This window comes from Rhodosalinus sp. (assembly GCF_046542825.1).
Classification (GTDB): domain Bacteria; phylum Pseudomonadota; class Alphaproteobacteria; order Rhodobacterales; family Rhodobacteraceae; genus Rhodosalinus.
Genome location: NZ_JBKHAQ010000025.1, coordinates 11,996 through 30,632 on the forward strand (window position 1 = coordinate 11,996; position 18,637 = coordinate 30,632).

An 18,637-nucleotide genomic window follows, 5' to 3' on the forward strand; every position below is an offset into this window, starting at 1 on the left:
CATCAGCAGCAGCGCCAGCAGCGCGGGCGCCCGGCCGGCCCGGCGCGCGCCCGGAGGACCGCAGGGCGCCTCACCCCCCGGTTTCGACCTGCACGGTCTGGACAAGCGCGCCGGTGTCGCGGTCGTAGATCAGGATGCGGTCGTCGTCCGTCACCACGGCATACCAGCCCGGCCCCTGCGTGAGCGCCACGGCCTTCGCGTCGCCGGGCAGCGCGATCACCTCGGGAAGTACCGGCGCGCGGTCCGTCAGGCGGATGACAAGCAGCCCGATCACCACTAGAAGCCCCACGACCATGGTTGCCGTCAGCGCGGTGACCAGCCGGCGCAGAAACCTGAGCTGCGCGGGTTCCTCCTCTTGCCGGGGCGCCTCGTTCATGGCCTCAGAGACCGTCCGCTTCCATCTTGGCGACGATCCGCCGCCCCGCCTTGATAAGGCGCTTTCCGCCGCGGCGCCAGCCGGGGCCGGGCTGTCGCGCTCGCGGCTGGCGAAGCTGCTGGCCGAGGGGGCGGTGCGCGTGGGCGGCGCGGTGGCGACCGACGCCTCCGCGCGCGCGATCCCCGGGGCCGAGGTGGAAATCGCGCTGGCCGTGCGCCCGCGCGCGGACCTGGCAGCGGAGGACATCCCGCTGGCCGTGCTGCACGAGGACGCGGATCTGATCGTGATCGACAAGCCCGCCGGCATGGCGGTGCATCCCGCGCCCGGCACCCCCGGCGGCACGCTGGTCAACGCGCTGATGGCGCATTGCGGCGACAGCCTGTCCGGCATCGGCGGCGAGGAACGGCCCGGCATCGTGCACCGGCTGGACAAGGACACAAGCGGCGTTCTGGTCGCCGCCAAGACCGACCGCGCGCATCAGGGTCTTGCCGCGCAGTTCGCCGCGCACAGCGTCGAGCGGCTCTACCGCGCGGCGGCGCACGGGGTGCCCGATCCGGCCGAGCCCCGGCTGATGGGCCTGCCGGGCGTCACGGCGGAGCCGGGCGGCATCCTGCGGATCGAGACGCGCCTCGGCCGTCACCCGCACGACCGGCAGCGCCAGGCGGTGCTGAAATCGGGCGGGCGGCACGCGGTCACGCGGCTGAAGGTCGCCGAACGCTTCGGCGCGCCGCCCGCCGCGGCTCTCGTCGACTGCTGGCTCGAGACCGGGCGCACCCACCAGATCCGGGTGCATCTGGCGCATGTCGGGCACGGGCTGATCGGCGATCCGCTCTACGGCGGGCGGCGCAAGCTGCGGCAGTGTGCGCTGCCGGCCGACGGGGCCGAGGCAGCGGCAGGCTTCGCGCGGCAGGCGCTGCACGCCGCGGTGCTTGGCTTCCTGCATCCGGTGACGGGCGGACGCCTGCGGTTCGAGGCGCCGCTGCCGTCCGACATGGCCGGACTTCTGGCGGCGCTCCGCGGAGAGAGGGCGCATGGACGGTAGCGCCTTCTTCATCGTGTTGGTTCTGCTGGCCTTCTTTGCGGCGCAGATCGCCACGCTGTTCCGCATCCTGCTGCGCGAGAAGCGGGCACCGGCGGCAAGGCTGGCGTGGATCATCTGCGTCTTCGCGCTGCCGGGTGTGGGGATCGTGCTCTATTTCCTGTTCGGAGAGGTCGATTTCGGCCGCCGCAAGCTGGAGCAGCTCAAGGCGATCGAGGCGCGGCTGCCGCGCGCGGTGCCCGGCGTGCGGCCGGTGCGCCCCGCCGATCTGCCGGCGACGCAGGCCTTTGCCCGCGCCGCCGCGTCGAACGGGTTCGACCCGGTGCCCGGCAATGTCGCGGAGCTTGCCGCCGATTCCGATGACGCCATCCTTCGCCTCGTCGCCGACATCGACGCGGCGCGGGATCACGTCCACCTGCTGTTCTACATCTGGCTCGAGGACGGCAACGGCACCCGCGTGCTGGAGGCCGTGCGCCGCGCGGCCGGGCGTGGCGTGACCTGCCGGGTGATGGTGGACGCGCTGGGCTCGCGCAAGCTGGCGCAGTCGCAGGCCTGGGCCGATCTGGCGAAGGCGGGCGTCAGGACCGGCCTTGCCTTCGGATTCCGGGTTGCGCTGCTGCACATGTTCTTCGCGCGGGTGGACATCCGCAACCACCGCAAGATCGCGGTGATCGACGGGCGCATCGCCTATGTGGGCAGTCAGAACTGCGCCGATCCGGGCTTTCTGCCGAAACGGAAATACGCGCCCTGGGTCGACATCCTCGCCCGGATCGAGGGGCCGATCACCTGGCAGTTGCAGCGCCTGTTCGCCGAGGACTGGGAATTGCACACCGGCGAGGATCTGGGCGGCCTTCTGGAACGGGCCATGGCGCCGGCGTCCGGAGGCGCGGTTGCCGCCGTGGCTATGGGAACGGGTCCCGACGACGGCTTCGAGACGGTCCCAGACACCGCCGCGGCGCTCTTCGCCGCGGCGCGCGAGCGGCTGGTCATCACCACACCCTATTATGTGCCGAACGAAATGGTGCAGCAGTCGATCTGCGCGGCGGCGCTCAGGGGGGTGCATGTCACCATGATCCTGCCGCAGCGCAACGACAGCCTCGTGGTGGGCCTTGCCAGCCGCAGCTATTATCCGCAGTTGCTGCGCGCGGGCGTCGAGATCCACGAATATCCCGACGGTCTGCTGCATTCGAAGATCATCACGATGGACGGAGAGGCCGCGCTGATCGGGTCGGCCAACCTCGACCGGCGCAGCTTCGAACTCAACTTCGAGAACAGCCTGCTTGCCGCCGACCGCGGGTTTGTCGCGGCGCTCGACGCGCGGCAGGCAGCGTATGTCGCCCGGTCGCGGACGGTGACCCGCGCCGAGGTGGCGGACTGGTCGGTGGGGCGGCGGGCGCTGCAGAACCTGATGGCGACGCTGGCCCCCTTGTTGTGAGCGCTTTTGAAACAAACCGGCGCCTTTTGCCACGTCTGCGTGAAACTCCTGACACGCTGGCGTGTTCTTCTTCCACAGACGACGCGACTGCTGCAGATCAGTGACAGTGGTCCGCGGCAGGTCTTGAAGTGAACCGAGCGGTTCACTACTTATGTTAAGCCTCGCAACATTGCTGTGGGGCTCGCAGGAGAGGTTGACAATGGCGAACTATGGCAATCTGCCGGCCCCCAGCCCGGAGCAGGGGCTCAACCGCTATCTTCAGGAGATCCGGAAGTTCCCGCTTCTGGAACCGGAAGAAGAGTACATGCTCGCCAAGCGCTGGGTCGAGGACCAGGACACCGAGGCGGCGCACAAGCTGGTCACCTCGCACCTGCGACTGGCGGCCAAGATCGCGATGGGCTACCGCGGCTACGGCCTGCCGACGGCCGAGGTCATCTCGGAGGCGAACGTGGGCCTGATGCAGGCGGTCAAGCGGTTCGACCCGGAAAAGGGCTTTCGCCTCGCGACCTATGCGATGTGGTGGATCCGCGCGTCGATCCAGGAATATATCCTGCGCTCCTGGTCCCTGGTGAAGCTGGGCACGACCAGCGCGCAGAAAAAGCTGTTCTTCAACCTCCGCAAGGCCAAGGCGCGCATCGGCGCGCTGGAAGAGGGAGACCTGCGCCCGGAGGCTGTGAAGAAGATCGCAACGGACCTTGGCGTGACCGAGGCCGAGGTGATTTCGATGAACCGGCGCCTGTCGGGCGGCGATGCCTCGCTCAACGCGCAGGTCGGTCAGGAGGGCGAAGGCTCGCTCCAGTGGCAGGACTGGCTCGAGGACGAGGGTGCCGACCAGGCGACCGATTACGAGGAGCGCGACGAACTCGAGCAGCGCCGCGAGCTTCTGGCGCAGGCGATGGACGTGCTGAACGACCGCGAGAAGGACATCCTCACCCAGCGCCGGCTCACCGACGACCCCGTCACGCTGGAGGAACTGTCGGGGCACTACGGCGTCAGCCGCGAGCGCATCCGCCAGATCGAGGTGCGCGCCTTCGAGAAACTGCAGCAACGGATGCAGGTGCTGGCGCGGGAAAAGGGCATGCTGACGCCTGCGTGACCCGGGGGGAGCCTGCCGACCGGCGCGGGGCCGGCGCGCGAGACTGCGCGCCGCGCGCTTGTGGAGCAGGGCGGTTGTGGAGCCGGGCGGTTGTGGAGCCGGGCGCAACCTGTTGCCGGGCACGCATCTCACCGTGGGGTTGCTGCCGATCTCAAGCGGTGCGACCGGCTTCCTGCCGGGCGGCGTCATTCGGTTGAAACGGCCTCTGGCTCGTTCCGCTCGGCGTCACAGGGGCCGGGCCGGAGGCTCGGCCGCCGTAATGTCGTGCGCGCGCGGCTTCAGGCGACTGCCTCTGCCTTGCGCTGCGGCGCGCCGCTGTTCGAATCGATGAAATCGAGCACCAGGGGGCGGATGTTGTTGCGCCAGCTCTTGCCGGCGAAGATGCCGTAATGCCCGGCGTCGGGCTCCACATGGCTGGCCTTCTTCGACGTAGGCAGACCGGTCAGCAGGTCGAGTGCCGCCACGCACTGGCCGGGCGCCGAGATGTCGTCGTTCGCACCCTCGACGGTCTTGACAGCGACGCTATCGATCTTGCCGATATCGACGGGCTTGCCCGCCACCACGAATTCGTTCTTGGCGATCTCGCGGCGCTTGAAGATTCGCTCGACGGTCGAGAGGTAGAACTCGGCCGTCATGTCCATGACGGCAAGGTATTCGTCGTAGAACCGGTTGTGCGGGTCGTGGTCGGACGCCTCTGCGCGCGCCACGCGCAGGATCTGGTCGCGGAAGGCGCGCGCGTGCCGGTCGGCGTTCATCGACATGAAGGAGGCGAGTTGCAGGAGGCCCGGATAGACCATGCGCCCCACGCCCTTGTACTTGAAGCCCACGCGCTGGATCAGCGTCTCCTCGAGCTGGCCCATGGTGACGCGGCGGCCGAAGTCGGTGACATCGGTGGGCGTCGCGTCGGGGTCGATCGGGCCGCCGATCAGGGTCAGCGTGCGCGGCTGCGCCTCGGGGTCTTCCTCGGCCAGGTAGGCCGTGGCGGCCAGCGCCAGCGGCGCGGGCTGACAGACCGCGATCAAATGGGTGTCCGGCCCCATCTCGCGCAGGAAGTCCACGAGGTAGAGGGTATAGTCCTCGATGTCGAACTTGCCGCAGCTCACGGGGATGTCGCGCGCGTTGTGCCAGTCGGTGACATAGACCTCGCAGTTGACGATCAGGCTTTTCACCGTGGAGCGCAGCAGCGTCGCATAGTGCCCGGACATCGGCGCCACCAGCAGGATCTTGCGCGGCTGTTCCGGCCGTCCCAGGACGCGGAAATGGATCAGGTTGCCAAAGGGTTTCTCGAGCACCGTCTCGACCCGGACGAGATGGTCGCGCCCGTCCTCGCAGGTGAAGGCAGGGATGCCCCAGTCGGGCTTGGCGACCATGCGTTCGAAGGAGCGTTCGGTCACCTCGCCCCAGGCCCCCGTCCATTGCACGATCGGGTTGGGCGTCATGGCCATCGCGGGATAGGATGCCAAGGCCTTGGCGGTCGCGCCCAACCATTGATTTGTGTTACGGATCGATTCCATGAGATCGTAGGTCACCATGTATCGCATCAGGGTCTCCCTTTGTCCGGCCCGATGCGCCCGTGAGGGCAGACCGAGCGGCCTGCATAACCTTGCCCCGGCGCTCCCGGCAACTCATGCTGCACGGCAGCGACGATAGGTGGAAACCATTAAGATGACAACCAAGGACGAAGCGGCAACCGTCGGTGCCGACCGGATGCAGGAAAACCTGAAGAAAGTGGAGGAACTGACACAGCGCTTCATCCGGGCGCTGGGAAGCAGGCCCCCCGCCCACCCCGGCCTGCACGCCCCCAGCGGCGACCTTTACGCAAGGGCCGCGGCGGCCTGGTGGGCCGAGTGGATGCAGAACCCCGGCAAGCTGCTGGAGCAACAGATCGGCTACTGGGGCAGGTCGCTGGCGCATTTCGTCGAGGCGCAGAAGCAACTCGCGCAGGGCAGTCTCGCGCCCCCCGAGGACGACACGCCCGACGATCCGCGCTTCACGAACGCGCTGTGGAAGACGCACCCCTATTTCAACTTCGTCAAGCAGCAGTACATGATCTACGCGCAGGCGGTGGACGAGGCCGTCAGCGCCATCGACGACCTCGACGAGACGGAAAAGCGCCGCCTGCGCTATTTCTCGCGCCAGATCGTCGAGATGATGTCGCCCACCAATTTCTTCGGCACCAATCCCGACGCGCTGGAAAGGGCGATCGAGACCGAGGGAGAGAGCCTGGTGAGGGGGCTTGAGAACCTCGTCGCGGATCTGGAGGCGAACGGCGGCGACCTGGTCGTGCGGCTGGCCGACGAGAAGGCATTCAGGGTGGGCGAGAACATCGGCACCTCTCCCGGCAAGATCGTCTATCGCAACCGCATGATGGAACTGATCCAGTATGCCCCGGCCACCGAGCAGCAGCGCGAGACGCCGCTGCTGATCTTCCCGCCCTGGATCAACAAGTTCTACATCCTCGACCTCAAGCCGAAGAACAGCCTCGTGAAATGGCTGACCGAGCAGGGCTATACCCTCTACATGGTCAGCTGGGTCAACCCGGGGCCGTCCTACGCCGAGACGGGCATCGAGGACTACATCGAGGACGGCTTCCTGACCGCGATCCGCGAGGTCAAGGCAATGACCGGGCAGGATCGGATCAACGTCGTGGGCTACTGCATCGCCGGCACGACGCTGGCGTTGACGCTGTCGCTGCTGAGGAAGCGCGGGGACAGGTCGGTCAAGTCGGCCACCTTTCTCACCGCGCTGACGGATTTCTCGGACCAGGGCGAATTCACGCCCTTCCTGCAGGACGATTTCGTGGACGCGATCGAGGCCGAGGCAGAGAAACACGGCGTCCTGCCCAGCCATGTGATGGCGCGCACCTTTTCCTTCCTGCGCTCGCGCGACCTTGTCTACGGTCCCGCGATCCGCAGCTACATGATGGGCGAGACGCCGCCGGCCTTCGACCTGCTCTACTGGAACGGGGACGGCGCCAACCTGCCGGCGAAGATGGCGATCCAGTATCTGCGGCGGCTCTGCCAGGACAACGCCTTTGCCGAGGAGGGCCTCGAGTTGCTTGGCGAGCGTCTGCGCCTGCGCGACGTGGACGTGCCGCTGTGTTCCGTCGCCTGCGAGACCGACCACATCGCCGCCTGGAGGGACTGCTACCGCGGGGTGCAGGCGATGGGCAGCCGGTCGAAATCCTTCATTCTGTCGCAGTCGGGGCATATCGCGGGCATCGTCAACCCGCCCAGCAAGCGGAAATACGGCCATTACACCAACGCCGGCCTGTCGCTTGACCACGCGGCCTGGCGCGAGACGGCCGAGTTCCACGAGGGCTCGTGGTGGCCGCGCTGGGACGCGTGGCTGGCAAAGCGTTCGGGCAAGTGGGTGGCGGCACGCACTCCGGGCGATTCGGCACATCCGCCGCTTGGCGATGCGCCCGGAACCTATGTCGTGGCGCCGCCAACCGATTGACTGACATAGGTTTCGAGAAATTGCTGCGCCGCAGCAATCATGCCTTGAAATGCTGCGGCGCAGCATCCATATTTTCCTCGTCACCGTCGCCGGGAGGGCCGGCACCGGACTGCTGACGAGATTTGAGAGAGGATCACGACCATGGCCACCGCCAAGACCGCAAACCCCGACATGACCCAGATGATGAAGGACATGATGGCTGCCTTCCCCGTCGACACCGCCGCGATGGAAAACAGCTTCAAGACCGCGGCGACGCTGAACGAGAAGCTCAGCAGTGTCGCCATCGAGGCGGCAGAGAAGTCCACCGAGCTGCAGGCGAAGTGGATGAAGGATGTCCTGACCAAGATGGGCGACATGGCCAAGGCCAAGTCGGAGCCCGCCGACTATGCCAAGGCGATGACCGATTTCGCCTCGGCGCAGGCCGAAGTCACCGCCGAGCACATGGCCGCCTTCGCCGAGATCGCGAAGAAGGTCCAGATGGACACCGTCGAGCTGATGATGGCGGCGGGCAAGGATTTCTCCGAAGACGCCTCCTCGGCCATGAAGAAGGCCGCGGCAGACATGACGACGGCGGCCAAGAAGGCCTCGACCGCGGCGAAGTAAGCCCGCGGGCGCGCCCCGGCGCGTCAGTCGTGAACGGGGGCGGGTGTGCCACGGGGCATGCCCGCCCCTTTCAATTTGTCCGGGCGTCAACTACGCTCTTTCCGCGATGCCGCACGGCATGGCGCAGAGCGAGGGGGGAGCGCGTGGCCGAAACCGAAAAACCGCTGCTGATCAAGCGTTACGCCAGCCGCCGGCTCTACAACACCGAAACCAGCGATTATGTCACGCTCGAGGACATCGCGGGCTTCATCCGCGCCGGGCGGAATGTGCAGATCGTCGATCTGAAATCGGGCGATGACCTGACCCGGCAATACCTCCTCCAGATCATCGCCGAGCACGAATCGAAGGGCGAACACGTGCTGCCCGTCAACGTGCTGACGGACCTGGTTCGCAGCTATACAGACAGCGCGCAGTCCATGATGCCGCAATTCCTTGCAATGTCCTTCGACATGTTCCGCGAGGGCCAGGCGAAGATGATGGAGAACATGGAAAAGATGAACCCGATCAGCGCCATGCCCGGCTACGACGCGATGCGCGCGCAGCAGGAGGCGTTTCTCAAGGCGATGACCGGTGGCATGGGCAACTGGTCCGGCCCGGCGCCGGAAGACGAGGGCGCCGGGGCGCGTGACGAGAGACGGGAACTCGAGGAGATGCGCCGCCAGCTTGCCGAGATGAAATCGAAGCTCGACAAGCTGACCTGACGGCGGGCGTTCAGGTGCCGCAGGCGCGGCCCGGCGCCATCACCTCTTCCGCCGCGGCAACGAGTGCTTCCGCGATGGCGGTCAGGTCCTCCCGCGAGAGGCGCGCGGGCAGGCGCACGTCGCAGGCGACCTCCAGCATCGCGCGCGTGCGCGGCAGTTCGACCCGCTCGGGCAGGAACTCCCAGTTCCAGAAGGCGCGCGCGTTGTCGCGGCTCAGGCCGAAGACCTGCACCTTCACGCCCAGTCCTGCTGCTGCGTCGGCGAAGGCCGCGCGCTCGTCCCGCGTCATGCCGACAAGGTTGAACTGGATCGAATCGGGCGCGCGCGCCTCCTTCGGCAGGGCAGGGGGCACCGCGATCCACGGGCTTTCGTTCAGCCGTTCCGCCACGAAATCATGCCCGGCGCGGCCGTCGCGCACCCGGCGCGGGATCTCGGCCAGCTGAGGGCGGATCACCGCCGCGGCCAGGTTCGACATCCGCATGTTGTAGAGCGGCAGCCTGTTCTGCCAGGTCTCGAAGGGGGCCTGCAGTGCGCCGTGCTTCTTCCAGTTGTGCTCGTAGGCGCCGGACATGATGACCGCGCGCGCGACAAGGTCGGCATCGTCGGTCACCAGCATCCCGCCCTCGCCGCCGTTCACCAGCTTGTAGCTCTGGAAGCTGAAGCAGCCCACGCGCCCGATGGTGCCGATCCTGCGCCCGTCCCAGAGCGTGCCCAGCGAATGCGCCGCGTCCTCGATCACCGGCAGGCCCTGCGCCTGCGCCAGTTCCACGATCCGGTCCATGTCGCTGGTGTGGCCGCGCATGTGGCTGATCATCACGGCATCGACGCCCGGCAGCTTCGCCGCGAAGTCGTCCAGGTCGATGCGGTAATCCATCCCCACCTCGCAGAGCACCGGCACGCAGTCGGCGTGCACGATGGCCGAGGGCACCGCGGCGAAGGTGAAACCCGGAATCAGCACTCGCGCGCCGCGTGGCAGGTCCAGCGCCTTGAGCGACAGGAAGAGCGCGGCAGAACAGCTCGAGACGGCGAGCGCGAAGCGCACGCCCATCATCGCGGCGAACTCGCGCTCCAGCAGGGCCACGGGGGCATCCTCCGGCGCGGTGTAGCGGAAAAGATCGCCCGAAAGCAGAAGGCGCTCGATCTCGGCCCGCGCGGCCTCGGGGATGGGCTCGGCCTGATGCGTGTCGGGCATCGCGGGCAGGGCGTGATCCTTCATATTTCGAAATCCTTAATCCGGGTTTTCGAAAGGTTAAATCGAGCGAAAGGGCGAGGGAAGTGCGCAGTTGCCGCAGGGCGCCTAAACGGCCGTGCTGTGGCCGCCGTGCCGCGGCGGCCGCTCGGGGAAGTGGCGCGCGACCTTCTCGGCCAGCCGCAGGTCGCAGCGGTGAAGCAATCCCTCGGCTTCGAGCCGCGCCAGCAACGCGGGCTGCGCCTCTGCCACCTCGCGGAACATCTCGCGCAGGCCGGCCTCGCCTCGCTCCGCCTCGATCCGGCGGAAGAGGGTATGCAGGTTCAGGCCGTCGGGTCCGGCCTGCGGGCGCAACTCGTCGCGGTAGGATCCGCGCGCAAGGCGATAGCGGTAATGCGCGCGGAACCGCTCCCACGAGGGGGCGTGCAGGTGGCAAAGGCGCACGGCGTCGAGTTCGCGCAGCCCCGGGTTCTCGACCTCGCCCTGCATGGCGTTGTGGATCCTGAGCTTCAGGCCGTGACCGTGCCGGACGAAGAGCTTGCCCTGCACATGGCTCAGGAAGCCGCCCGGAAGATGCGTGGCCCAGCCGCCATGAACCCGCTCTGCCGCCTCCTGCCGCGCCGCGCGCGCGACGTGCGTGCCCTTGAAGAACGTGGGAAAGCCGCCCTCGGGATCGGCCAGCGCCTCGATCGGGCGGACGCGCGCGGTCAGGCAGTCCGCCGGCAGCGCCCCCAGAAGCGCGCCGATGTCGCCCTCGGGCCACAGGAATTCGTCCACGTCGATATGGGCAAGCCAGTCGCACCCCTGCTTGCGGTTGAGCGCGTGGCGCGCGTTGACGAACTGCCGCGTCTGGTGCTTCTCGGGGCGACCGCGCCGTTTCGCCCACCAGGCATCGTCGGTGCGCACGACGCGGACCTTCGGATGCGCCTCGAGATGCGCCTGCGCCTGCGGCGCCTCGTCGTCGAGGTAGAGGTAGAGCCGATGCGCCCCCAGATCGAGGTGATGCGCGGCGAAGGCGAGGATCTCGTCGTCGGGCGCCTTGATCGTGGCGATCACGCCCCAGGTGGCCCGCGCGCTCATTCGGCGGCGGCCCGCGCCGCGCGCCGCGCCTTGCGCGTGCGCATCCGGCGCAGGCGGCGAAAGACGGTGCGCGGGTCGTGCATCAGCCGGTCCAGCATGTTGTGGGCAAGCGGGCGGATCACCGCGTCGCCTTCGGCCATGTGCCAGAGCCGGCCCAGCATGTTCACGTCCAGCCCGCCCGCGTCCAGCGAATAGGCGTCCATCCCCAGCGGCAGGCCCACGCGGCTGCGGCCTTTCAGGCGAAAGCTCTTGTTGGGTGGAAAGCCGGAATAGCGCCGCTCGGTCTCGTAAAGCTTCATCATGCCGAAGAGCACCGACAGCGCCTCGCCCACGGTGCGCTGCGCCTCTGTCGCGCCATGCTCGCCGAAGGTGGTCAGCGCCGAGACCTGCCAGCGCAGGTCGAGTTCTTCGAGCAGATGCTCGGCCTCTTCCGTCCACAGCCGCAGGAAGAGCGCCGCCGTGTGGGACGGCTGCGCGCGCTTTCGCAGGTGCGCCACGAGCAGCCCGTGCAGGCAGGCAAGTTCGGACCGCCCCTCTAGCTCCGCGCGCAGGTCGAGGAACTTGCGGTGGTTGGACGAGCCATGCGCCGCACGGCGCAGCGGGTCCGCCTCGGGCGCGGGCACGCGGGCGGCCCTGAGCGCGGCGAGATCGGCGTCGAGTGGCGGCAGCGCCTCGCCCGGGGCGAAGCCCAGCGGCGCGCGCCGCGCCTCCATCTCTTCCAGCACCGCGGCGATGCCGCCGGGATAGGTGCAGGGGGTCTGGCCGTCCGTCTCGCGCATGCCTGGCGCCTCCTGACGCGATGATCTGGCCGCGGCGCTTGACGGCAGCGTGGCGGCCAGGTGGCAATTCCGGCGCAGTGTCGCGCCTCGAGGCCCCTCGCGGCAAGGGCGTCGGCGGGCAGTCGCGTGGACCGCCGGGCGATCCTTTGCGGCGAGACGCGCAAGGAACGGCCGTGGCGTCAGCGCAGCGCGGGCGCGCCGCCTGGCCCCGCCTGCCGGCCCGTGCGCCCGCCCGTCAGGTCGCCGCGCCCGGGGCGCGCGACGATATCGCCCGAGGGAAGGACTCGGTTCGCGTCAGACCTGCATTTCCTTCGTGTCGGAAAGCCGCAGGTCGGGCCAGTCGCGCTCGACCCGGTCGATGTCCCATTGCAGCCGCGTGAGATAGACCATGTCGCCGTCGTTGTCGGTGGCCATGTGCTGCTTGTTGGCGCCCGCGAAGCGCTCCAGCGCCGCCTTGTCGCCCGAGACCCAGCGGGCCGAGGTGAACTGCGACGGCTCGAAGCGCACGGGCAGGCCGTATTCCAGCTCGATCCGGCTGGCCAGCACGTCGAACTGCAGCGCCCCCACCACGCCCACGATGAAGCCCGAGCCGATCACCGGCTTGAAGACCTTGGCCGCGCCTTCCTCGGCGAACTGCATCAGCGCCTTCTCGAGGTGCTTGGCCTTCATCGGGTCGCCCGCGCGGCAACTCTGCAGAAGCTCGGGCGCGAAGGAGGGGAGGCCGGTGACACGCAGCGCCTCGCCCTCGGTCAGCGTGTCGCCGATGCGAAGCTGGCCGTGGTTGGGGATACCGATGATGTCGCCGGCCCAGGCCTCTTCCGCAAGCTCCCGGTCGGAGGCGAGGAAGAGCACGGGCGCCGAGACGGTCATCGGCTTCTTCGACCGGACGTGGGTGAGCTTCATGCCGCGCCTGAAGTGCCCCGAGGCGAGGCGGACAAAGGCCACCCGGTCGCGGTGTTTGGGGTCCATGTTGGCCTGCACCTTGAAGACGAAGCCCGCGACCTTGCTCTCTTCCGGGGCGATCTGGCGCGGCTCGGCGCGCGCGGGCTGCGGCTCGGGGGCGTAGGCGCCGATGCCGTCCATCAGCTCCTTGACCCCGAAGGAGTTGATCGCGGAGCCGAACCAGATGGGTGTCAGGTGCCCCTCCTGCACCGCCTGAAGGTCGAGCGGCGGCAGCAGTTCGCGCGCCATCTCGACCTCTTCGCGGAGCTTGTCGAGCAGCTGCGCGGGCACATGCCGGTCCAGCAGCGGATCGTCCAGGCCCGAAATCTCGATCGACTCGGCCACGCGGTTGCGGTCGGCGCGGTCCATCAGCTCCAGCCGGTCGCGCAACAGGTCGTAACAGCCAAGGAAATCCTGCCCCATGCCGATGGGCCAGGAGGCGGGCGTCACGTCGATGGCGAGGTTTTCCTGGATCTCGTCGATGATCTCGAAGCTGTCGCGGCTCTCGCGGTCCATCTTGTTGCAGAAGGTCAGGATCGGCAGGTCGCGCAGGCGGCAGACCTCGAAGAGCTTGCGCGTCTGGCTCTCGACGCCCTTGGCGCCGTCGATGACCATCACCGCCGCGTCCACCGCGGTGAGCGTGCGATAGGTGTCCTCGGAAAAGTCCGAGTGGCCGGGCGTGTCCACCAGGTTGAAGCGGAAGCCCCTGTAGTCGAAGGACATCGCCGAGGCCGAGACCGAGATGCCGCGGTCCTGCTCCATCTTCATGAAGTCCGAGCGCGTGCGCCGCGCCTCGCCCTTGGCGCGCACCTGCCCCGCCATCTGGATCGCGCCGCCGTAGAGCAGGAACTTCTCCGTCAGCGTGGTCTTGCCCGCGTCGGGGTGCGAGATGATGGCGAAGGTCCGGCGCCGGGCGATCTCGGCCGGCAGGTCGGGGCGGTTGGGGCGCGCGTCGAGCATGGCGCGGCATATAGGCGAGGGGCGGGGTGCGCGCAATCTGGCGCGGCGGGACGGCGCTGTTTCGCTGCGCGAAAGGCGCCCCGCCCGCCGTCCCGCAGGCGTCAGCGCCTGGAGGCGCGACGCAGCAGCTCGACCGTGTCGGGCCGGCGCAGCAGCCCTTCCTGCACCTCGAAATCGAGATGCGCCGCGCGGCCATGGGCAGGCAACCGGTTTGCCAGCGCCTTGTCGAGCGCGGCGGGCAGGACCGGCCGCGTCCGGCTGTCGATCAGCAGCGATTCGGCGGCGATCCCCTCTGCATAGATGATCTGATGCCGGTCGAAGAGCAGCTGGAAGTGGTCGACGAAGCCGCCCTCGCGGACGAAGACGGTCGTGCCGTTCACCAGGTGCCGGGCACGCACCAGCACCTCTGCCCGGCCCGCGCCCAGCGCATCCTCGCGCTGCCAGACGAAGAGCCGGTGATCGGGGCTGACCACCAGATCGCCCGTGTTGTGCAGCGCGCCCGCGGTGATGACGATGGGCGCGAAGGCGCCGGTCGCGCGCAGCGTGCTCTGGCCGATCCAGCGCACCGGTTGCGCGCCGTCGTCGCGGGTGAGCACGCGGTCGCCCTCGCGCAGCTCCTCGATGGGCAGCTGCGCGCCCGAGGCCAGCGTGATCCGCGTGCCGCGCGAGAAGGACACGCAACCCAGCTCGGCAAAGCGGCGGCGGGCAGAGGCGCGGTCGATCCCCACCAGCCTGTAGGGCACGCGGGGCAGCAGGCGCGCCATCGGGTGCAGGTAGACGGCCGCGACGCAGCCCTCCGTGTCGAGCTCGACCAGCACCAGCGCCTCTGCCGGCACGCCGTCCGCGCCCATCAGCGTGAGGCAGCTGTCGAGGTGCAGGGGCGCGCCGGGCCGGCCCAGCCCGGAGCCATGCGCGACCGCGAAAGTCCTGCCCTCGGCGGTTTCGGCGGCAAGCCGTCCCGGCTGCGCGTCGCCGGCCAGTTCATAGACGTCGTCGGGGACGAGCTCATCCGCAAAGCCCAGCGGATCCCCGAGGTTGGCACCCTCCACCACGGTCAGGAGGCGGGCCTCGAAAACGGGAAGCTGCAGTGGCGGTCGGTCGGCGGGCATGGGCGACTCGTTCGAATGCGAGAGCACGAGACTATCCTCTCCGGCCTGCCATGGAAATGCGTCGGGCGGGTGGAGGGCCGAAGGCGTTTTGCTGGCGCAGGCCGGCGGGCGGTGCTACCTGCGCCGGACAGCGACACGGACGGGAGGGCGCGCGATGGATATGGGGATCAGGGGAAAGCGGGCGCTGGTCTGCGCCTCGAGCAAGGGGCTGGGACGCGGCTGCGCCGAGGCGCTGGCGGCCGAAGGTGCGAACCTGGTGATGAACGCGCGGGGGGCCGAGGCGCTGGAGGCCACCGCGCAGGCGATTCGCGATGCGCATGGCGTCGAGGTGGTGACCGTGGCCGCGGACATCACCACGGAGGACGGACGCGCGCGCGTGCTGGAGGTGGCGGGCGATGTGGATATCCTGGTCACCAACGCGGGCGGGCCGCCACCGGGGGTCTGGTCGGACTGGGGCCGGGACGACTTCATCCGCGCGCTCGACGCCAACATGCTGGCACCCATCGCGCTGATGACCGCGCTCCTGCCGGGCATGATGGCGCGCGGCTGGGGCCGGGTGGTGAACATCACCTCGCAGTCGGTCAAGGCGCCGATCCCGCAGCTGGGCCTGTCGAACGCCGCGCGCACCGGGTTGACGGGCTATGTGGCGGGCACCGCGCGGCAGGTGGCCCATGCGGGCGTGACGATCAACAACCTGCTGCCCGGCATCCACGCGACCGACCGGGCGCAGGCGCTGGACGGCCCGGTGGCCGAGCGCGAGGGCATCACGATCGAGGAGGCCCGCGCACGCCGCGAGGCCACGATCCCCGCCCGCCGCTACGGTACGGCGGAAGAGTTCGGCGCGGCCTGCGTCTTTCTCTGCTCGCAACAGGCGGGCTTCATCGTGGGGCAGAACCTGCTGCTCGACGGTGGCGGCACGAACTTCACGATCTGAGCATGGCGGGCGGCCGTCGGGCGCCCCACCTTGCGTGGCGGCGCCCGGATTGCTATCTGCCCGCGAAGCCGAGGAATTCGCTCGGATTAACCGCGAAAGGCCTGCGTGCAAACCGATTCCCCCCGTCTCGACATCCGCGGGCTCGTGCGCAGCTATGGCGGGCGGCGCGTGGTCGACGACGTCTCGCTCGCCATCCGGCCGGGGCAGGTGACCTGCCTGCTGGGGCCGTCGGGCTGCGGCAAGTCCACCACGCTGCGCATCATCGCGGGGGTGGAGATGCAGGACGCGGGCGAGATCCGCGTCGACGGCGAGCTGATCTGCGACACGGTCACCCGCTTGCCGCCCGAACGCCGCTCGATCGGGCTGATGTTCCAGGACTTCGCGCTCTTCCCGCATCTGACCGTGGCCGAGAACGTGGGCTTCGGGCTGAGGGGCGCAAAGCCCGCCCGCCGCGCGCGGGTGATGGAACTGCTGGAGCGGGTGGAACTGGCGCATTATGCGGATGATTACCCGCATGCCCTGTCGGGGGGCGAACAGCAGCGCGTGGCGCTGGCCCGCGCGCTGGCGCCGCGGCCCCGCGTCATGCTGATGGACGAGCCGTTCTCGGGGCTCGACAACCGGCTGCGCGACGGCATCCGTGACGACACGCTGAAGCTGCTCAAGGAAGAGGATGCCGCCGTCCTGCTGGTCACCCACGAGCCGCAGGAGGCGATGCGCATGGCCGACGAGATCGCGCTGATGCGCGACGGCCGGATCGTGCAGCGCGGTGCGCCCTACAACATCTACAACGCGCCCGCGGACAAGGCGGCTGTCGCCTTCTTCAGCGACATCAACGTGATCCGCGGCACGGTGAACGGCGCGTTGACCGATACGCCCTTCGGCCAGTTCCTGGCCCCGGGCGTGCCGGACGGGGCCGAGGTGGACATCGTCTTTCGCCCGCAGCACGTGGGCATCGATTTCGACCGGAACGGGCAAGGCCCCCACCCCACGGCGCGCGAAGGCGTGGCCGCCCGCGGCGTGGTGGAACGCGCGCGGTTTCTGGGCAACGAGAGCCTTGTGGAATTCCGCATGGACTTTGACGGCTCGGTCCTGAAGGCGACCGTGCCCAACGTCTTCCTGCCGAAGCCGGGCACGCCGCTGTGGCTGACCGTCCGGCGCGACCGCTGCTTCGTCTTTCCGGCCTCCGGCGTGCCGATGTTCTGAGCGGCCTGACCCGGCGACATGAGGCGCCGGTGCGACAACGCACGCAGACCGGCGCGCCGGAACGGCCACGCGCCGTGCGTGACATAGGTCAAGGCGAATCGCCGTGAAACTGCCGCAAGGTCAGTCTATGCGCGTGGGCGGACGCGTTTCGGTTGACCTGCCCCTGTAGGGCACAGCCGAAGCGTGACCGACGGCCTGTCGCCGCCTGGGGGCGGGTCTGACAGGCAAAGGGGGGAAACCGATGGAAAGCGGGCAAGGCCCGTCCGAGGCCGCAACCGGCACGGTTGGGCAGCGGGCGCCATTGCACCGGGGAGCGGATCAGCCGGCGCGCCGCAGTCTCGCGCTGGACGGCCTGACGTTGGCCGGCGGGACAGCGCAGGTCGAGGAGCGCGATCTGTCTGCCTCGGCTTTCCACACGCTGGTCTCGTTCCGCCTTTCCGCGGCCGGGCCGCGGCCCGGCCTGCTCGTCGTGCCGCCGCTCTCGGGGCATTTCGCCATGCTGATGCGCGATGTCGTGATCGGTCTGCTGCCCGATTTCGACGTGTCCCTGCTGGACTGGACCAACGTGCGGCATGTGCCGCAACCCTTCGGCAGCTTCGGGTTCGAGGACAACATCCTGACCGTCGAGCGCGCGATCCGGGAGCTTGGTCCGGGCCTGAACGTGCTGGCGCTGTGCCAGGGCGGGGTGCCGGCGCTGGCCGCCACGGCCCGGTTGGCGGAAGAGGCCCCGCACCGCGCGCCTCAGGCGCTGGTGCTGATGGCCGCCCCGGTCGATCCCATGGCCAACCCCACCGCGGTCGTGCGCCTGATCCGCCGCTGGCCGATGCTCTGGTATCGCATGGGCGCGATGGCGCCGGTGCCGCGCGGCTTCGCCGGGCAGGGGCGGCGGGTCTATCCGGCCGCGACGCAGCTGGCCGGGTTGCGCGCCTATCTTGCACGGGATCGGGAACGCGACGGCGAACTTGCACGCAAGTTCCGCGCCGACGACGGCGCCGACCCGGGCGTGGCGCCCTTCGGCGATCTCTATACCTCGGTGATGGACGTGGACGCCCGGCATTTCGCCGAGAACCTCGAACAGGTGTTCCACATCTGCGCCATCACGAAGGGCCGGCTGACCTGCCGGGGGCGGACCGTGCGGCCCGAGGCGCTGCAGCACACGACGCTGATCACGGTCGAGGGCGCGCTGGACGACATCGCCGCGCCCGGTCAGACCGCTGCGGCGCACGATCTCTGCATCGCACTGCCGCCCCGTCGGCGCGCGCGGATCGTCGTGCCAGACTGCGGCCACTTCGGCCTGTTCCACGGACGGCCGTGCCGCGAGCGCGTGCTGCCGGCGATCAGGGAGCACCTTCTGTCAGCCGGCTGACCATGCGGTTGCGCAGCTCGCCGATCCCTTCGATCTCGAGTTCGATCTCGTCGCAAGGGGCAAGCTGCCGCCGCACCTCCGGCCCGCAGCCGGTGTCCACCGTGCCCGTGCCGATGACCTCGCCGGGACGGATCGTCTCGGAGACCATGACATGTTCGAGGATGCGGCGCGTCGCAGCCTTCACGGCATCCGGAAAGAGCAAGCGATACGGATCGTCAATCAAGGGCTCGCCAAGAGCGGTTTTGACCTCGTCGAGCGCGCATGCCGGGCACAAGGTGTCCCACGCGCCAAGGATCATGGGACACCTCCGGAAGAAAGTGCCTTAATGTCAATGGCTAAAATGGAACAGTGGCAGCCCGTAGGGGA

At 68.9% G+C, this 18,637-nt stretch carries 17 protein-coding genes; 9 read left to right on the forward strand and 8 right to left on the reverse strand.

The window, feature by feature from the left end:
- Positions 1-70 precede the first annotated feature (70 nt).
- The gene (locus ACLFOB_RS05320; protein ID WP_410916428.1) at positions 71-376 is read right to left on the reverse strand and encodes a DUF6476 family protein; all 306 of its coding nucleotides are present in this window, start codon (positions 374-376) and stop codon (positions 71-73) included.
- Here ACLFOB_RS05320 and ACLFOB_RS05325 point away from each other — a divergent pair.
- The 3 genes from ACLFOB_RS05325 to rpoH all read left to right on the forward strand — a co-directional run bounded on the left by ACLFOB_RS05325 (position 375) and on the right by rpoH (position 3,946).
- On the forward strand, positions 375-1,418 hold the full coding sequence (locus ACLFOB_RS05325; protein ID WP_410916427.1) for an RluA family pseudouridine synthase: 1,044 nt from the start codon (positions 375-377) through the stop codon (positions 1,416-1,418). The genes ACLFOB_RS05320 and ACLFOB_RS05325 overlap by 2 nt on opposite strands.
- Entirely contained in the window at positions 1,408-2,850 is a 1,443-nt protein-coding gene (cls, locus tag ACLFOB_RS05330) for a cardiolipin synthase (RefSeq protein WP_410916426.1), read from the forward strand. The genes ACLFOB_RS05325 and cls overlap by 11 nt, the downstream gene beginning before the upstream one ends.
- Positions 2,851-3,049: 199 nt before the next feature.
- Positions 3,050-3,946, forward strand: coding sequence for an RNA polymerase sigma factor RpoH (gene rpoH, locus ACLFOB_RS05335; RefSeq protein ID WP_410916425.1), 897 nt, complete (start codon positions 3,050-3,052; stop codon positions 3,944-3,946).
- Positions 3,947-4,224: 278 nt separating this feature from the next.
- Here rpoH and phaZ read toward each other — a convergent pair whose 3' ends face one another.
- Positions 4,225-5,487: a polyhydroxyalkanoate depolymerase gene (gene phaZ, locus ACLFOB_RS05340; RefSeq protein WP_410916424.1), complete on the reverse strand. Its 1,263-nt coding sequence runs from the start codon at positions 5,485-5,487 to the stop codon at positions 4,225-4,227.
- A 124-nt stretch (positions 5,488-5,611) separates the two neighbouring features.
- On the opposite strand from phaZ, the gene phaC reads away from it, so the two are divergent.
- From phaC to phaR, 3 genes are all read left to right on the forward strand, one after another.
- Positions 5,612-7,405: a class I poly(R)-hydroxyalkanoic acid synthase gene (gene phaC, locus ACLFOB_RS05345; RefSeq protein ID WP_410916423.1), complete on the forward strand. Its 1,794-nt coding sequence runs from the start codon at positions 5,612-5,614 to the stop codon at positions 7,403-7,405.
- Positions 7,406-7,546: 141 nt separating this feature from the next.
- A complete protein-coding gene (locus ACLFOB_RS05350; RefSeq protein WP_410925321.1) occupies positions 7,547-8,008 on the forward strand; it encodes a phasin, PhaP in 462 nt (153 codons plus the stop codon).
- A 143-nt stretch (positions 8,009-8,151) separates the two neighbouring features.
- Complete coding sequence (gene phaR, locus ACLFOB_RS05355; RefSeq protein ID WP_410916421.1) at positions 8,152-8,709, forward strand: polyhydroxyalkanoate synthesis repressor PhaR; 558 nt, start codon at positions 8,152-8,154, stop codon at positions 8,707-8,709.
- A gap of 10 nt (positions 8,710-8,719) precedes the next feature.
- Here phaR and ACLFOB_RS05360 read toward each other — a convergent pair whose 3' ends face one another.
- From ACLFOB_RS05360 to ACLFOB_RS05380, 5 genes are all read right to left on the reverse strand, one after another.
- Positions 8,720-9,910 carry a DegT/DnrJ/EryC1/StrS family aminotransferase gene (locus tag ACLFOB_RS05360; protein ID WP_410925341.1) on the reverse strand — a complete coding sequence of 397 codons (1,191 nt, stop codon included), beginning with the start codon at positions 9,908-9,910 and terminating at the stop codon, positions 8,720-8,722.
- A 96-nt stretch (positions 9,911-10,006) separates the two neighbouring features.
- Positions 10,007-10,978: a glycosyltransferase family 2 protein gene (locus ACLFOB_RS05365; RefSeq protein ID WP_410925323.1), complete on the reverse strand. Its 972-nt coding sequence runs from the start codon at positions 10,976-10,978 to the stop codon at positions 10,007-10,009.
- Positions 10,975-11,757, reverse strand: a complete 783-nt coding sequence (locus ACLFOB_RS05370) for a hypothetical protein (RefSeq protein WP_410925325.1) — start codon at positions 11,755-11,757, stop codon at positions 10,975-10,977. Before ACLFOB_RS05370 ends, ACLFOB_RS05365 begins: the two co-directional genes overlap by 4 nt.
- Positions 11,758-12,051: 294 nt before the next feature.
- Positions 12,052-13,659: a peptide chain release factor 3 gene (locus ACLFOB_RS05375; RefSeq protein WP_410925327.1), complete on the reverse strand. Its 1,608-nt coding sequence runs from the start codon at positions 13,657-13,659 to the stop codon at positions 12,052-12,054.
- 101 nt (positions 13,660-13,760) lie between these two features.
- Positions 13,761-14,768, reverse strand: a complete 1,008-nt coding sequence (locus tag ACLFOB_RS05380) for a Hint domain-containing protein (RefSeq protein ID WP_410925329.1) — start codon at positions 14,766-14,768, stop codon at positions 13,761-13,763.
- A gap of 154 nt (positions 14,769-14,922) precedes the next feature.
- Here ACLFOB_RS05380 and ACLFOB_RS05385 point away from each other — a divergent pair, with 154 nt between their 5' ends.
- From ACLFOB_RS05385 to ACLFOB_RS05395, 3 genes are all read left to right on the forward strand, one after another.
- A complete protein-coding gene (locus ACLFOB_RS05385; RefSeq protein WP_410925331.1) occupies positions 14,923-15,702 on the forward strand; it encodes an SDR family oxidoreductase in 780 nt (259 codons plus the stop codon).
- Between the two features lie 105 nt (positions 15,703-15,807).
- A complete protein-coding gene (locus ACLFOB_RS05390; protein WP_410925333.1) occupies positions 15,808-16,905 on the forward strand; it encodes an ABC transporter ATP-binding protein in 1,098 nt (365 codons plus the stop codon).
- A gap of 358 nt (positions 16,906-17,263) precedes the next feature.
- Positions 17,264-18,271, forward strand: a complete 1,008-nt coding sequence (locus ACLFOB_RS05395; RefSeq protein WP_410925335.1) for a hypothetical protein — start codon at positions 17,264-17,266, stop codon at positions 18,269-18,271.
- Here the strand turns inward: ACLFOB_RS05395 and ACLFOB_RS05400 are convergent.
- Entirely contained in the window at positions 18,243-18,569 is a 327-nt protein-coding gene (locus ACLFOB_RS05400) for a fumarylacetoacetate hydrolase family protein (protein WP_410925337.1), read from the reverse strand. The two genes, ACLFOB_RS05395 and ACLFOB_RS05400, sit on opposite strands and share 29 nt — an antisense overlap.
- Positions 18,570-18,637 lie beyond the last annotated feature (68 nt).

Excerpts from the sequence above, each read along its gene's own strand:
- ACLFOB_RS05320 (WP_410916428.1), bottom strand. The coding sequence starts at position 376 with ATGAACGAGGCGCCCCGGCAAGAGGAGGAACCCGCGCAGCTCAGGTTT.
- ACLFOB_RS05400 (WP_410925337.1), bottom strand. The coding sequence starts at position 18,569 with ATGATCCTTGGCGCGTGGGACACCTTGTGCCCGGCATGCGCGCTCGAC.
- ACLFOB_RS05325 (WP_410916427.1), top strand. The coding sequence starts at position 375 with ATGGCCTCAGAGACCGTCCGCTTCCATCTTGGCGACGATCCGCCGCCC.
- ACLFOB_RS05365 (WP_410925323.1), bottom strand. The coding sequence starts at position 10,978 with ATGAGCGCGCGGGCCACCTGGGGCGTGATCGCCACGATCAAGGCGCCC.
- ACLFOB_RS05380 (WP_410925329.1), bottom strand. The coding sequence starts at position 14,768 with ATGCCCGCCGACCGACCGCCACTGCAGCTTCCCGTTTTCGAGGCCCGC.
- ACLFOB_RS05370 (WP_410925325.1), bottom strand. The coding sequence starts at position 11,757 with ATGCGCGAGACGGACGGCCAGACCCCCTGCACCTATCCCGGCGGCATC.
- phaZ (WP_410916424.1), bottom strand. The coding sequence starts at position 5,487 with ATGCGATACATGGTGACCTACGATCTCATGGAATCGATCCGTAACACA.
- phaC (WP_410916423.1), top strand. The coding sequence starts at position 5,612 with ATGACAACCAAGGACGAAGCGGCAACCGTCGGTGCCGACCGGATGCAG.
- ACLFOB_RS05385 (WP_410925331.1), top strand. The coding sequence starts at position 14,923 with ATGGATATGGGGATCAGGGGAAAGCGGGCGCTGGTCTGCGCCTCGAGC.
- ACLFOB_RS05375 (WP_410925327.1), bottom strand. The coding sequence starts at position 13,659 with ATGCTCGACGCGCGCCCCAACCGCCCCGACCTGCCGGCCGAGATCGCC.
- cls (WP_410916426.1), top strand. The coding sequence starts at position 1,408 with ATGGACGGTAGCGCCTTCTTCATCGTGTTGGTTCTGCTGGCCTTCTTT.
- ACLFOB_RS05350 (WP_410925321.1), top strand. The coding sequence starts at position 7,547 with ATGGCCACCGCCAAGACCGCAAACCCCGACATGACCCAGATGATGAAG.
- rpoH (WP_410916425.1), top strand. The coding sequence starts at position 3,050 with ATGGCGAACTATGGCAATCTGCCGGCCCCCAGCCCGGAGCAGGGGCTC.